This window comes from Senegalimassilia anaerobia JC110, assembly GCF_000236865.1.
Classification (GTDB): Bacteria; Actinomycetota; Coriobacteriia; order Coriobacteriales; family Eggerthellaceae; genus Senegalimassilia; species Senegalimassilia anaerobia.
Genome location: NZ_HE611014.1, coordinates 657,907 through 672,358, shown reverse-complemented (window position 1 = coordinate 672,358; position 14,452 = coordinate 657,907). Strand labels below are relative to the sequence as shown.

Here is a 14,452-nt window from a genome sequence, read left to right as displayed (position 1 = left end):
CATCTAACTGTAGCGCATAAATCGCGCAGTAAGGGGAGACCAACTTCAATTTCTCGACAAAGACGCATCTCTTCGGTTTTCGCTTATAACAGCGCGAGTCAGATACTAGGCTGGAGCTGAAGAAGGAGCTTGGCGGACAGGTAGGTCGATACTGGTTCCCGGAACGGTGATCCAGCCAATTACACCAGGGCTCTAGCCATGCAGGTAAACCCAATCCATGACGGGAAATAGGTCCTCTTCTCTAGCTCGACGTCTTTCGCGGGCGACGGGTTAATGCGGCTGGCGGGGTTCCCTGCACGAAGCCGTTGTCGCCACCGCCTCCAGGCGCGGCTCATTTGGCAAGATGGGCGACTACGAGGCCGTGCTCGGCGAGGTCAGAAGATCCGATATGATGCGGGGCATCTGGTCCTCCTGCGTCTCGGCATCGCCCTATGCGGAAGGCGTCGATTTCGAAGAGGCGGTCGATTCGGCCATCGAGCTCGCAAGGCTTTCCGAGCTTGACGATTTGGACTGATGGAGGCGAGAAGCCCTTCACCGCGCCAATACCAGACGATTGCGCTATAGGCATCTCTCCGACCCTTTGAATCACCCCTTTTCACGCCACCCGCTACGAACCCCGGCGGAAACCAGGGAGTGATTAAAGGAGCGACCTGCGGTTTCGCGAATCAATTGAGTCATTCCCGAAATCGCGAATCAAGGGGCTGATTCGCCCAAGTTGCGCGCGAATCAGCCCTTAGGCGGTACGACGCGACACGCATCGACAACACTCGGACTGGATCAGTCACTGAGTGGGAGTAGGCTGGTAGGGTTCTGGCCTGCACTTTTGAGTGCCGCACTGTGCCGCCGAGTTTCGTTTCGTGCGAGAGTCATGGCAAAGCCGCCAGCGACGGCGGTGAGTAAAAACGATTATCGAGCCTCCGTTCCCGCGTTGGGACGGAGGCTTTTTCTTTGCCGTTTTACTCCCTTTCATCTGCGATTTCGCCATTTGCTCCCCGTGTTTCAAGACGGCAAAGTATTGGGCGGTATTCGGAGGAACGGGAGTAAGGATTTATCCTTCTCTCATATCAACGAATGCGACCAAGGGGCTGCCTCTTTGTCACATTCCATTCAAGCGGTTCAGGAACTCTTCGCAGGCGCGGGAACACAGGCGATATTTTTTCCACACCAGGTACGACGCGATGGTAAGCGGCGGCTCAAATGGGATAAACCGAAGGTCGCTGCTTTCGTCCACCTGCAGCAGGCTGCCAATGGCAACGGCACACGCAGTGCCCGAACGCACCAGATGCGATGCGTTGCCGATCAAGTCGAAATGCCCCACGACGTTGAGGTTATCGATGGTAAGGGCGCCGCAAGACCACGCCGCCAAATCCAGTGCTCGATTCGACGTGCGCGAGCTCAGCAGCAACGGCATTTGCGCTACGTCCGCAGGCGTCAGCACGTCTAAGTCGCCCCAGGGGCCGCTTGCCGCAACGACTACACCGGCTCGATCTGCCTCGGGCATACGGATCCACTCGTATTTCTCGACGTTAACGGGCTCCAACAGCAGGGCAAAGTCGAGCAGGCCACGCTCCAGGCGCTCCTCCACCGCGTCGGCATTGCCGGTGTTGAGCTCGATCGTCACGCCGGGATGGTCACGACGCAGCTCCGCAAAAGTGTCGAGCACCAGCCGCATCGACTTGGTCTCGCCAGCGCCAATGCGGATATTGCCCGCAATGCCGAGCTCCCGATCCGCCAGCTCCGACTCGGTCTGCTCAACCAGCGAGATGATTTCTTCGGCACGCTGGCGCAGGCGCATGCCGTCGCTTGTAAGCACGCACGACCGATTGGTGCGCTCAAACAGCTCGACGCCCAGCTCGCGCTCCAGGTCGGCGATCTGGCGCGACAGTGTGGGCTGCGTCACATGCAGCACGTTTGCCGCCTCGGTCATGTTTTCCTCGCGCGCCACCGCCAGAAAATAGCGCAGCGTTCGCAGCTCCATGGCGCCCCCAATCCGGCTAAATCCGTCCTTCGACTAGCCATTCGGTCATCGTATATCTAGATAGTCGCTATAAGCAATATACATCATCCGCCCGTCAACGTACGCTATAGCCATCCCTCAAGAACAAGGAGAGAGCCATGCAGTACACCACCCTTGGACATTCCGGCATCAAAGTTTCCAAACTCTGCTTGGGCGGCATGAGCTTCGGTGAGGCCAGCCCCGACTTCCACCAGTGGACCATCGGGCCCGACGATACTCGCGCCGTCATCAAGCGCGCGCTCGACGCCGGCATCAACTTTATCGACACCGCCAACTGCTACAGCTTCGGCACGAGCGAGGAATATATCGGCGCCGCGCTGCGCGACCTAGGGATCGCACGCGAAGACGTCGTGCTTGCCAGCAAGGTCCACTTCAACGAAGGCGGCCTTTCCGCCGCGGCCATCAAGCGCGAGATCGAAGGTTCGCTCAAACGCCTCGGCACCGATTACTTGGACCTCTACATCATCCATCGCTTCGATTACGACGTACCCATGGAAGAGACCATGGAATCGCTCAACGACCTGATGCGCGAGGGCAAGGTTCGTGCTCTCGGCGCCAGCGCCATGTACGCCTACCAGCTGCATAACCTCCAGATCGTCGCACGCGACAACGGCTGGACGCCCTTTACGAGCATGCAGTGCCACTACAACCTGCTGTACCGAGAGGACGAGCGGGAGATGATTCCGGTGTGCCGCCAGTTTGACATGGCCCTTACGCCGTACAGCCCCATGGCGTCGGGACATCTCTGCCGCCCTACCTGGGAGAGCACCAGCACCCGCGGCACCACCGACAAGACCATGGTCAACAAATACGACCACGACCGCGCCATCGACATGCCCATCGTCGAGCGCGTGGCCAAGGTTGCCGCCGATCACGGCACGCCGATGTCGCAAGTTGCATTGGCATGGCACTGGGCACGCGGGGTCGAGGCCCCCATCGTGGGCTGTTCCAAACCCGAGCGCGTCGACGATGCCGTGGCCGCGCTCGATCTGACGCTCTCCACCGCCGAGGTCGATTTCCTCGAGGAGCTCTATCGGCCGCATGCACTCGTGGGGCCCAAGAGCCGCCCGGGCGAGAAGCCGCTCGCCGGCACGACCAAGGTCAAAACTTCAAGGTAGGCCTATGGACGGTAGCATCATCGACAACCTCCGCGACGCCGGCTGCAGCGAGGAGCTCATCGAGCAGTACACCTCCGCCGACAGCGGCTGCGCGCGCATCTGCCTGCTCAAACAATATCGTCGCGAATTGCTCGAGAACATCCACTCGGAGCAAAAGAAGCTCGAGTGCCTCGATTATCTCATCTACCAGCTGCGCAGCGTCTCAACCGGGTGCTGTTCACGTAATTCAAAGGAGTAACCAGCATGACCATCAAACAGACCGCGGGCCACGACGCCTTGGGCGAGTTCGCCCCGGAGTTCGCGCATCTCAACGACGACATTCTCTTTGGCGAAGTGTGGAACCGTGAGGACAAGCTGCCGCTCAAACTGCGCAGCATCGTCACCGTGAGCGCGCTCATCGGCAAAGGCATCACCGACAGCTCGCTCAAGTATCACCTGGCCAGCGCCCACGCAAACGGAGTCACGCGCGAGGAGATGGCGGAGCTTCTTACTCACATCGCCTTCTACGCCGGCTGGCCCAACGCCTGGGCGGCCTTCAACGTGGCCAAAGAAGTGTATGCCGACGATGCCGACACCAAGGAATAACCCGGCATAAACCCGAACCGCAACAACGAAAGGATTCCCGATGGCCAAAACACTTGTGGCATATTTCAGCGCAACGGGCACCACCACGGACGTTGCAAGTCGACTGGCACGCGCGACGGACAGCGATCTGTTCGCCATTGTGCCCACCGATCCATACACAAACGCCGACCTTGACTGGCGCGACAAGCAGAGCCGCAGCACGCTGGAGGCGGCCGACCCCTCCTGCCGCCCCGCCATAGCCTCCAGGGTCGAGCATATCGAGAACTACGACACCGTCTTTTTGGGATTCCCCATCTGGTGGTACGTGGCGCCGGCGATTATCAACACGTTCCTTGAGTCTTACGACCTGGCAGGCAAAACAATCGTCTTGTTTGCCACCTCGGGCGGAAGCGGAATGGGCAAGACGGCGTCGATGCTCAGAGCATGCGCACCGGATGCAAAGATCGTCGACGGCGGCGTTCTCAACAACAAGAGCGACGCCGAACTCGAGAAGTTTGCAGCAAGGTACCTCTAACGCAGCAAGGACCAACAAATGAATGAAGGGAACACCGTGACTATCAAAAATGAAGGCGCAGCACCTGAGGCCCACGGCGGAATATTTGGCCTCGGTGAGCCCAACGACGCATTCGCGCCGTACTTTATCGGGCAGAGCTACCTCAATGCGCTGACCGCCCCGGGCGATTACCTGCCCATCCACAACGTCACCTTTGAGCCGGGCTGCCGCAACAACTGGCACGTTCACCACGCGAGCAAGGGCGGCGGACAGGTATTGATCTGCGTCGACGGCGAGGGCTGGTACCAGGAAGAGGGCAAACCCGCCCAGCGCCTGCGCCCCGGCGATATCGTCGAGATCCCCGCCAACGTCAAGCACTGGCATGGCGCCGTCGCCAACAGCTGGTTCAGCCACTTGGCCTTCGAGTTCCCCGGCGAGGGCACTAGCAATGAATGGCTCGAGCCCGTGGACGACAAAGCCTACAACGCGCTCGGCAATAACTAGAAAGGAACCAACATGAATTACGTGACACTCAACAACGATGTCAAGATGCCGCAGGTGGGCTTGGGCACGTATCTACTTTCACCCGACGACGCGCAGCTGTCCGTCGCCTACGCCCTGGACAACGGCTACGAGCTCATCGACACCGCCAACGCCTACGTCAACGAGCGGGCTGTGGGCCGCGGCATGCGCGACTCTAGCCGCACTCGCAATCAGATCTTCCTCGAGACCAAGTTGTGGCCGTGCTTCTATGAGTCCGACACCGCCGTGGACGAGACCCTTGAGCGCCTGGGCTGTGACTACATCGACCTCATGATCCTGCACCAGCCCGCAGGAGACTACGTAGCCGGCTACGCCAAGCTCGAGGCAGCATACAAAGCAGGCAAGCTGCGCTCTATTGGCATCTCCAACTTCAATCAAACGGAGATCGAGCATCTGCTCGCCCACTGCGAGGTTATGCCCGCCCTTATCCAGGTGGAGTGCCACCCCTACTTCCCGCAGACCGAGCTCAAGGCGCTGCTGGAGAAGCACGGCATCGCACTTCAGGCCTGGTATCCGCTGGGCGGCCGCGACAACAAGGTCATCCTCGAGGAGCCCGTCGTTCGCGAGCTTGCGGCTAAGTACGGCAAGACCCCGGCTCAGGTCATCATGCGTTGGCATATTCAGCAGGACAACGTTGTGATCCCCGGCTCCAAAACGCCGTCACACATCAACGACAACATCGACATCTTCGACTTCGAGCTCACCGACGAGGACATGGCGCAAATTGCTGCCCTCGATCACGGCAAGCCCTTTTACGAGCGCACGGCCGAGAAGATGAAGCTGTATTCCAGCTGGCATCCCGACGTCGAGGGCCAGAAATAAATACGAAAGGCTAGAAGCAAGCTCTTATGGCACAATCGAGCACCAACATCAACATCCTTCACGGTTCGCTGTGGCGCGATATCCCGTTGTTCGCATTACCTGTCGCCATCACCGGCATCCTCGAGCAGCTTTCGAATCTCATCGACACCTTGATGGTTGGACGCTTCTCACCCGACGGCGGAACGTTGGGCATGGCTGCCGTAGGCTCGACCACGCCTATTGCGACCCTGCTCATCATGCTGTTTGTCGGCCTCTCTTTGGGCGCGAACGTCACGATCGCGCATGCCGTAGGTGCCGGCAATCGAGATCGCGCGAATCGCTGTGCGCACACCGCCGTGGTTCTTGCGCTTCTCGGCGTCGTTGTGACCATCCTGATGGAGATCGCGAGCCGACCGGTTATGCAATGCCTGAGCGTGCCGCCCGAGATCTTTAACGATGCCCTCGTCTACCTGCGCGTGTATCTGTTGGGCATCCCGGCAATCCTGCTATTTAACTTTGAAGCCGCCATATTTCGAAGCGTTGGCGTAACGCGCATGCCGCTCATGGCACTTGCCATCTCGACGGCCCTCAACGTCGTGCTCGACGGCATCTTCGTAGCATTCTTGGGCTGGGGCGCTGCCGGCGTGGCGCTGGCCACTGTGCTGTGCTACATCGTAAGCTCCGGATTTCTCTTCACGCGCCTTCTCAAAGCGGACGAGGCCATTCGCATCGATCCCAGACGCCTGCGCATCGACCGCGAATCGGTCACCAAAATCGTTCGCATCGGACTCCCCGCAGGCATCCAGGGCAGCGTATTTTCGCTGGCAAACATTCTCATCCAAACCTGTATTAACAGCCTGGGCGCTCAGGTCGTGGCTGCATCTTCTGCCGCACTTGCGCTGGAGTTTGTCTGCTACAGTCTGCTCAACTCGTTTAGCCAGGCATGCACCACGTTCGTGGGGCAAAACAGTGGCGCGAGCAATCTGGGGCGTTGCAAAAAGGCGCTCAAGGTCGCCCTTATCGAAGACGCGATTATCACCATCGTCATGATTGTGCTGGTCGTTTGGCAGGGACGCACGATTTTGGCGCTCTTCAGCTCGGATGCCGAGGTTCTCGATATCGCCTATGTGCGCGTATGCATGCTCTTCCCTGCCTACGTGTTTAGCATGGCGTACGAAAACATGTCTGGCTACCTGCGCGGATTTGGCATCTCGGCGCTGCCTTCGGCGCTCACGGCAATCGGCGTGTGCGGCACGCGCTTCTTTTGGGCCCTGGCGGTCTTTCCGGTACACCCCACGTTTGCCACCGTCATGGTTGCCTACCCGGTAAGTTTTTGCACCACGGCACTGCTCATCGCCGGTGCACTTGTCTACTGCAAGCCCGCGCAACAAGCCATGCGCCCCAAGACCGCCACGTCGTAACACCAAATGGGGCGACCTTTCACCAGCGAAAGCCGCCCGCGACGATTCTTTCGGTCATCGCTCTTGCGCATCCCATCTGACCTGCGGAAATGTTAGGCGGCAAAGCCGCTGGCTACGATTTACTTCGCCAAACAGGCGCCAAAGAGGAAAATCGGCCGCTTTGGCGTCAATTTAGGACTGTTCTGGGCTCCAAAACCTGCTCTTTTTTGTCCCCGGGACAAAAAAGAAACTGCGAGCGGGGGGGTGCGGAAAAGTTTTCCGCGCTGTCCCACGTTTTGTCCCAAACGCCTGCGCGAAGCCACGCGGCGGGATTCGGCGGTATGACGCTCAAAACCGACGAGCCAACTGGGGTCAACTGGAATGGCGCGACAGCAAACGAGCGTGAAAGAATGGGAATAGAACAGACATTCGATGTGATGCTATAGCGCAGATTGCAGGCTTAGTTTCAATTGGAACTAAGCCTGCTGCTATATAAGCGCCTCCGCGGATGGCGATCAACGCCCGCAATGCTTCTGCTTGCGCTTCAGCTTCCGCTGCTCGAAGCGCGCCTCCGCCTCATCTGCGCGGCGTTGGCTTTTTTCGCGGACCGACTCTCGCTTCATTGCCTCCCGCTGACTCGCGAGCGCCTGCTGCGCCTTGGTGCCCATCGCCGGCCGTTTAAGGGCCTTCGACGCCTCGCGGGCGCGGCGCTTGGGGTTTTTTGCAGGCTCGCTCGCCTCGGCGGGATTGCCACCGAAGAACGTGAGCTTCGCCCATTTGCTAATAACGAATTGCAGGATTTCCTCATTGGACGGTTCTGCACCGAAGACGATGCGGGCGACGCCGTATCTCCCGTCTTCGACATGTTCCGCCAGCCCGACCCAAAATTGGCCCTCATGAAATACGGTCAGGGTGGACGACACGCTGATCTGCATGGTTGATTCCTCCTTTATGTAGATGACCATGCAGAGAAGGGACAACCAAGGAGGCAGGTTACTGATGCGGACTCCCGCACGCCCACGACTACCCGACGGGGACTGTGTTTTCATCTCTGATGGCCGCATTGTAGCACGAGCGAATGTGCCCCAACGCCGCTGCCGACATGACACGATCGGGATTCGCTCCTCGACGCATCCTTGTGTATATTGCATTCTCGGTTTCGAAACTCTAAAGAAATACGACTTTCGAAACCGAGAAGGAGTAGATGATGGATTAGGGCCGCATGTACGAGAACGCCGTCTTCCTGGAGCTGATGAGGCGAGGCTGCGAGACGACGCGGGAAACCGAGTGCAACTGGAATGACGGAACGGCGGAACCAGAAACATCTTGCTCGCTGGACCCGACGCCTTTGCCGAGGCCATGGCGCTTCTGGGTGATGGGGGCCTCCTCTGGGCAGGTCCGTGCTGTTCACGCGCGCTCGCCCTCGTCGACCCGCGCTCGGTATCCATGGCGACGCCTCTTTCGCCCAATGGACAATAGGATTACCAGGAATCGATGTAAACGCATTTGCATTTGTGCGGAAAAGCTACCCGCAATTGGGGTCCCCAAGAGCTTCCAAGAGCCCTGCCCGTCTCGTGATGATTGCCTAAGCAAGCGCGGTTCTCCGTTTTGACTGACGCAGCAATAGATCGAAGCGGTATAATTCCCCAAAATCAAAAGATTTTTAATTTTGGGGAATTGCCGATCATTAAGCACTATCAAAGGGGCCAATCGTGAAGCTCATAGAACGTTCGACATACCTTTCGGAGATGATGGAGCTAGTCGACGCTCCCGATATCAAGGTCATCACAGGCGTCCGCAGATCTGGCAAGTCGAAGCTCATGGAGGCATTGGCGAAAAAGATTTTGGAGCAGCAGCCCGATGCCAACATCATCCACATCAACTACAACCTGACCGACTTCGAAAGCCTCATGGAATATCGGGCGCTGGAATCCTACGTGGAGGACCACTATGCGCCCGAACATCGAAATTACCTGCTCGTCGACGAGGTACAGATGTGCGAGTCCTTCGAGAAGGCCATAAATAGCCTGCATGCCAGGGAGAAGTACAGCATATTCGTCACTGGATCGAACGCCTTCCTTCAAAGCAGCGACTTAGCGACCTTGTTCGTGGGCAGGACGTACGAAATTCCCGTTTACCCGTTTTCGTTCAGCGAGTACCTTGAATACTACCCGTCCCAAAACATCTATAGCAGCCTGACCGGCTACATAGCGGAAGGTGGCATGGCGGGCTCGTTCTTATACAAAACGGAAGAGCAGAAGCGCCGCTACATCAACTCCGAAGTTCTGAACGCCCTGGTGGTTCGCGACATCGTCAGCAAATACAAGGTGAAGAACGAGCAGCTGCTTCATGCTCTTATCGACTACCTTATGGACAACGTCGGGAACCTGACATCGTTGCGCTCCATCGCCGACACCCTCAGGTCAAATAGGACGAAAGCCGACCACAAGACGATTGGCAAATACGTCGATGCGCTATGCAAGGCCTTCGCTTTCTACCGTATTCGTCGCTACGACATCCGTGGGAAAAGATACCTAAGGTCGGAGGATAAATATTACCTTGTCGACCAAGGGTTTCGGTTCGCGCGCCTTGGAACCAAGAACATGGACTACGGTCGCGTACTGGAAAACATCGTTGCCATCGAGCTCCTGCGCCGCGGCTACGAGGCTTACGTCGGCGTGCTATACAAGAAGGAAATCGACTTCGTTGCGATTAAGCAGGGTGAGAAGCTCTATATCCAGGTTGCGAACGATATATCGGAGGAGCGGACGTTCGAGCGCGAGGTGTCCCCATTATTGGCGATAAAAGACGCATATCCGAAAATTCTGATTGCGCGCACCTATCAGCCTGAATATCAGCACGAGGGAATAAGGATCGTGGACGCTGCCGAATGGCTGAGTCGCGCTATTCCCCAAAAATGAAAAAACTTCAATTTCGGGGAATATGCGCCTTTACGACGGACGTAATTTTGCCATCAAGCGAGGCGATGCGAATCCCAAGTGCGTTCCCGGGCTCATGATGTGAGTCTTCAATGCGAATTTGGAAGTCAGATTCATGTTTATCACCTCATTTATCACTTCAGTCGATTCTGCCATTGAGGTGATAAATGGGGTGATTAGAACAGTCGATGTTGGACGAATCAGATGCGGTACGACTCTCTGAGGTACCGAGGAAATCTCACACGAATCAACCCCTTGACGGCATGACAACGGCACGAGACGACAGCACGCGAATTCGCTTAATCACTGGCGGAAATAACCAGCGACTATTCTGGGGAAGCCGTCCATCACTATTCTCACGATGACACGAGCCGTCATCAGCAAACAGAATAAGGTAAAGCTACTCAGAGTTTTTGAATAAAAAACGATGAAGCCCCCAGGATCACTTAGATTCCGAAGGCTTTCTTTGATCAATGAATAATACAGGAGGAAGACGGGGGGCGCTCTCACCTAACCGTTGGAAACCGCCAAAAACAATCGGAAAGCATGTTAATCCTCAACAATTTCAATTATAATGACAGGCACATACATGGTTCTGACACTATGATTGGAGGACATATGCCACCGAGGACAAAGGAAGGTAGCTTAGCTCTCGCCTACTCAATCAAACAGAGGCGCCATGAGCTAGGACTGAGCGCAGAAGAAGCGGCCCGAAAAGCTGGCGTCGGAACAAAGACTTGGTTCCGATACGAATCCGGAAACTCGATTAGGAACGACAAGATTAAAGGCGTTTGCAAAGCTCTTTCTTGGACTTCCCTGCCCCAACCGGGAGTTGAGCTCCCTGATTGCGATGACTATGCTTGGCTCAATTCAATTGATGCCTCTCACAAGGCATGGTCTCCGATCCTCGCCGAGGAATTCGGCCGCAAAGCAGCCGTCTCCTTCGCCGTGGGAAGCGACATCCTTCTAGACTACCTGAACGACGATCTTGAAGAACTAGGAAAAATGCCAGCAGGAACGCATATAGGTGAACTGGATTCGAGTTGGCTAGCCGACATGTTACCCCTACAATTTTTGACAAGGTACGATTTCGAATTCGTTTACCGGTTTAATACTGTTCTTGCAGAGTACCGAACTCGCGCTCGCTTCGGGACAAAAATGAACGCGCACAGCCCCGCCGAAGAACTCCTCGTCCGGCTCATTCGCGATCTTTCTTTTGACGCAATCGGCGAATGGACACCAGCCACCGAAGGAGAAGCTCCGGATAATGCCGAATGGCAGAACAGTGAAGGCTGGAAAGAATGGCCAGAAGACCTCTGCGGCGATGATGATTTGAGCGCATTTCTCTACGATACGCGATGGACTTCCAAGGATGAAGCGTATCACTTCGATAGATGGTTCGAACCTCAGTTCTATCTCGATCAACGCTAGCAAAGATTGAGCTCCTAGCGTACATGGTCAACCGTAACCACGGCCTCGCCTTAGGGATTCCGTCCATCCACAAGGTGAGGCCGAAGAGAGCACTTTGAAACGGTGCCAATAATCGACTAGCAGGAATCAGCCAGGTCCACAACTGTGCTGCTTACCGCGAGCACCTCTTTACGCCCACGGAATGCAGTTGCGCGACCTTGCAGCCATGTCGAGATGCCATTTCCCCATTCACGCAACTTGAACCAGTCGTATGCGGCTACGTCTATGGAGGAAGGTTTCCCATATCGTATACAACAGCAAAGCAGCTAGAGGCTGATATGATTATCGATATCGTTTTTCCCGCTTAAAGCTCGCTTGAATTGTTACTTGATTTGCCACAATCCAAACATGAAAGCAATCGAAGCCATACGGAAACCCAGCGATATCGCCTTCTCGCAAAGGGGCCTGTTCACGACGGCGCAGGCGCAACATGCGGGCGTGGAGCGTTATGCGGTCTCACGGCTTGAGAAACTGCCTCCAATCGTTTTTCATCCACGGATGCCGCCTTGAGGTCGGCTAGGTCAATGCACCTATAACCCCAGCTGTTCCTCACCCCAGGTTTTCATCGCTATGAGGATAGGGACGAAACTTTCGCCCTGCTTGGTGAGCACGTATTCCACGTTGGGAGGGACCTGGCCGTGGTCGATGCGCTCGAGCATGCCGTCGATCACCAGCTCGCGCAGCTGCCTGGAAAGCGTTGACTCGCTGATGGTGCCGATGCAGCGACGCAGCTCGCCAAAATGGCGCACATCGCGCAACGCTATGTAGAACAGGATCTCTATCTTCCACTTCCCGCCGATCATGCGCTGGATGGTCGATACCGCGCGGCAGCGTTCGATTTCTTGACCTGTTCGCCTTGCCAAAGCCCACTCCCCCGTTCGCCAGCCAGGTACTCCAGAAAAAGACAGTACTTCAATTCGGAAATCTTCTTTTGCATGATACCAGCCAACAAGAAGCAAGGCGCAACACAGCGCCGCCCCGCTTCGCACGACCCGATTGGAGGCATCATGCACTACACCGGTACCATATGGCGACCACCCTACGAATGGGATTCCCTTTTGCTCGAAGCGACCGCCGGCTGTACCCACCGCGCATGCAAGTTCTGCACGCTTTACGATGAGCTGCCCTTCAAGTTCCGCGGGCCCGATATGGGCGCCATCGAGTTCGACCTGCTGGAAGCACAAACGCTGCGCACAAGTCCCGATGCCCCCATGATGGCGCGCCTGCTCGGCCAAGCGCGGCCGGAAGGCATCAGGCGCGTATTCCTCACGGGAGCGAACCCGTTTGCACTACCCGCGGGAAAACTGCTGGAAATCGCCGGCATGATCCACCGCTACCTGCCCAGCGTCGAGACCATCGGCTGTTTTGCGCGCATCACCGACTCGCTGCGCAAAACCGACGGCGACCTCAAGCGTTTGCGCGAAGCGAGCTTCACCAGGCTCACCATCGGCGTCGAGACCGGCGACGATGATGCGCTGCGCTTCATGCGCAAGGGCTACACCTCGCGCGACATCCTGGAGCAATGCCGCCGCCTCGAGACGGCGGGCATCGACTACTCGTTTTTCTACCTCGTGGGAATCCACGGCAAAGGGCGCGGCATCGCAGGTGCGAAAACCTCGGCCGCCGTGTTCAATCAGCTGCACCCGTTCCTCATTGGTCCCAACATGCTCACCGTGTTCCCAAATTCGGAACTGGCGCGGGAAATCGAATGCGGCGCTTGGCGGGAATGCAGCGAGCACGAGAAGTACCGCGAAATCCGCGCACTCGTGGAGCAGCTTGACGTTCCCACCCAGATTGCCCTCATGGGCGCGTCGAACGCCTTCTTTCTGGAAGGTGATCTGCCTGCAGCAAGCCTCGCTTGCTTTCCGAACTCGACGACATCCTGCAAAGGTGCGACGAGAACGACTTGCGCCGCTACCGCGAGAATTTGCCCTCGCTCTGACGCGCGCTCGGCGTGAGGGGCTGCGCCGCGTGACCTTGACGTCCGGAAAAACGTCTGGAGTCCTCGATGGCTAAAGCTGTTCTTAAAACAATCCCTGGTTATGATTCGTGTGCTTTTATCATTTCCTCTAAGAATTGCTCGGGATGCTCTCCCGCCAAACCGCCATGACCGAGCTCGGTGAATATCTTGTATTTGAACGGGTAACCTTGTGCTTCTAACGCTTCGAGTTGCGATGAAAGCTTTTTATCTACCGTTCCTTTGATGCCATACCAAAGGTGCATATCCGTTCTTTTGAATCTTTCTTGGCTGACATTATCCCACCGCAACGCACCTACCGCCATATCGTGCAGCGGTTAAGACAAGCCCGGGGATCAGACGATGGAGATGCCACGGCTGCGTCGCGAATCGCGGTATTGATTCAACTCATAAGCAAGCCACCTGAGACTACTCACTTTGTTTACCGACAACGAAGTCCTATGACCTGGGGTTTTACAAACGGTGCGCGAGCCGCCCGCGTTGATTCACTTACGATTGCAGCTGGCGGCTTGCATGCTAAAGGACGGTTGAGTTTCAAAGCGGGCGTTTTCGGCGCTATTGAGTCTCCAAAGGCAGCTCGCCGCGCACTTTGGGACAAAAACAAAAAATCAAAGCCCTGAGTTTGAAATAAGTTTTTGAAGTTGTCCCAGCTTTTGTCCCCGAGGCCGACGAAGCACGACATGGCGTTACCTGGCGGCACTCGATTCGAGACGGCACCGAAAACTGGATGCAACTGAAATGACGGGACGGCAGAGCTGAAGCCATCGAGTAGGAATAATACACAGTAAAAAGTGTATTAGTTATACCGAATGATTTGAGGTTTTCTGGAATGTGATTTAGTTCACCCAGTTTTCCCCGAAAAGGTACACGAATAAAGAAAACCGCAGTTCAAACACTGTAAAGGCTAGGTAGAATCGAGTTTCAACCTAGCCTTTTTCGTTATGTTTGTTAGAGCTGAAGCGCACTGGTTATATCCAGTGCGCTGAGGTTGTAGCGATGATTTAATTGATTTTTTTATTCTGAGAATGACTTTTCCCAGTCTTCGTCTGTGAATGACACTTCTTCATTCATCAAGTCACCACCGACTACCAATCTTGTCATCGTCGAA

16 protein-coding genes are annotated in these 14,452 nt (G+C 56.3%); 12 read left to right on the top strand and 4 right to left on the bottom strand.

All coding sequences use genetic code 11. From position 1 onward, the window contains the following. Positions 1-343: 343 nt before the first annotated feature. Entirely contained in the window at positions 344-514 is a 171-nt protein-coding gene (locus SFHG_RS10925) for a hypothetical protein (RefSeq protein WP_187364754.1), read from the top strand. Between the two features lie 582 nt (positions 515-1,096). Here SFHG_RS10925 and SFHG_RS02800 read toward each other — a convergent pair. After that, the gene (locus SFHG_RS02800) at positions 1,097-1,978 is read right to left on the bottom strand and encodes a LysR family transcriptional regulator (RefSeq protein ID WP_042433113.1); all 882 of its coding nucleotides are present in this window, start codon (positions 1,976-1,978) and stop codon (positions 1,097-1,099) included. 137 nt (positions 1,979-2,115) lie between these two features. Here SFHG_RS02800 and SFHG_RS02795 point away from each other — a divergent pair, with 137 nt between their 5' ends. From SFHG_RS02795 to SFHG_RS02765, 7 genes are all read left to right on the top strand, one after another. Continuing rightward, positions 2,116-3,135 carry an aldo/keto reductase gene (locus tag SFHG_RS02795; RefSeq protein ID WP_042433110.1) on the top strand — a complete coding sequence of 340 codons (1,020 nt, stop codon included), beginning with the start codon at positions 2,116-2,118 and terminating at the stop codon, positions 3,133-3,135. A gap of 4 nt (positions 3,136-3,139) precedes the next feature. Beyond that, on the top strand, positions 3,140-3,373 hold the full coding sequence (locus SFHG_RS02790; RefSeq protein WP_042433107.1) for a hypothetical protein: 234 nt from the start codon (positions 3,140-3,142) through the stop codon (positions 3,371-3,373). Between the two features lie 5 nt (positions 3,374-3,378). Then, a complete protein-coding gene (locus tag SFHG_RS02785) occupies positions 3,379-3,720 on the top strand; it encodes a carboxymuconolactone decarboxylase family protein (protein WP_042433103.1) in 342 nt (113 codons plus the stop codon). A gap of 40 nt (positions 3,721-3,760) precedes the next feature. After that, the gene (locus SFHG_RS02780; RefSeq protein ID WP_042433101.1) at positions 3,761-4,234 is read left to right on the top strand and encodes a flavodoxin; all 474 of its coding nucleotides are present in this window, start codon (positions 3,761-3,763) and stop codon (positions 4,232-4,234) included. 36 nt (positions 4,235-4,270) lie between these two features. Continuing rightward, on the top strand, positions 4,271-4,717 hold the full coding sequence (locus tag SFHG_RS02775) for a cupin domain-containing protein (RefSeq protein ID WP_238318251.1): 447 nt from the start codon (positions 4,271-4,273) through the stop codon (positions 4,715-4,717). Between the two features lie 12 nt (positions 4,718-4,729). After that, positions 4,730-5,578, top strand: a complete 849-nt coding sequence (locus SFHG_RS02770; RefSeq protein WP_042433098.1) for an aldo/keto reductase — start codon at positions 4,730-4,732, stop codon at positions 5,576-5,578. Between the two features lie 152 nt (positions 5,579-5,730). Next, on the top strand, positions 5,731-6,978 hold the full coding sequence (locus tag SFHG_RS02765) for an MATE family efflux transporter (protein WP_392391968.1): 1,248 nt from the start codon (positions 5,731-5,733) through the stop codon (positions 6,976-6,978). Between the two features lie 494 nt (positions 6,979-7,472). Here SFHG_RS02765 and SFHG_RS02760 read toward each other — a convergent pair whose 3' ends face one another. Next, the gene (locus tag SFHG_RS02760; RefSeq protein WP_042433091.1) at positions 7,473-7,892 is read right to left on the bottom strand and encodes a YjdF family protein; all 420 of its coding nucleotides are present in this window, start codon (positions 7,890-7,892) and stop codon (positions 7,473-7,475) included. Between the two features lie 777 nt (positions 7,893-8,669). On the opposite strand from SFHG_RS02760, the gene SFHG_RS02755 reads away from it, so the two are divergent. The 3 genes from SFHG_RS02755 to SFHG_RS11230 all read left to right on the top strand — a co-directional run bounded on the left by SFHG_RS02755 (position 8,670) and on the right by SFHG_RS11230 (position 11,876). Continuing rightward, positions 8,670-9,878 (top strand): ATP-binding protein, encoded by a 1,209-nt coding sequence (locus SFHG_RS02755; RefSeq protein ID WP_042433088.1) that lies wholly within the window; start codon positions 8,670-8,672, stop codon positions 9,876-9,878. A 564-nt stretch (positions 9,879-10,442) separates the two neighbouring features. Beyond that, positions 10,443-11,327, top strand: coding sequence for a helix-turn-helix domain-containing protein (locus SFHG_RS02750; protein ID WP_148514789.1), 885 nt, complete (start codon positions 10,443-10,445; stop codon positions 11,325-11,327). A gap of 387 nt (positions 11,328-11,714) precedes the next feature. Beyond that, entirely contained in the window at positions 11,715-11,876 is a 162-nt protein-coding gene (locus tag SFHG_RS11230) for a type IV toxin-antitoxin system AbiEi family antitoxin domain-containing protein (RefSeq protein ID WP_374110311.1), read from the top strand. Between the two features lie 20 nt (positions 11,877-11,896). On the opposite strand, the gene SFHG_RS02745 is transcribed toward SFHG_RS11230, so the two are convergent. Then, positions 11,897-12,115 (bottom strand): winged helix-turn-helix transcriptional regulator, encoded by a 219-nt coding sequence (locus tag SFHG_RS02745; protein WP_238318250.1) that lies wholly within the window; start codon positions 12,113-12,115, stop codon positions 11,897-11,899. On the opposite strand from SFHG_RS02745, the gene SFHG_RS02740 reads away from it, so the two are divergent. Next, on the top strand, positions 12,107-13,324 hold the full coding sequence (locus SFHG_RS02740; RefSeq protein WP_238318249.1) for a radical SAM protein: 1,218 nt from the start codon (positions 12,107-12,109) through the stop codon (positions 13,322-13,324). The two genes, SFHG_RS02745 and SFHG_RS02740, sit on opposite strands and share 9 nt — an antisense overlap. An 82-nt stretch (positions 13,325-13,406) precedes the next feature. On the opposite strand, the gene SFHG_RS02735 is transcribed toward SFHG_RS02740, so the two are convergent. Next, a complete protein-coding gene (locus SFHG_RS02735) occupies positions 13,407-13,589 on the bottom strand; it encodes a hypothetical protein (protein ID WP_042433078.1) in 183 nt (60 codons plus the stop codon). Between the last annotated feature and the right edge of the window lie 863 nt (positions 13,590-14,452).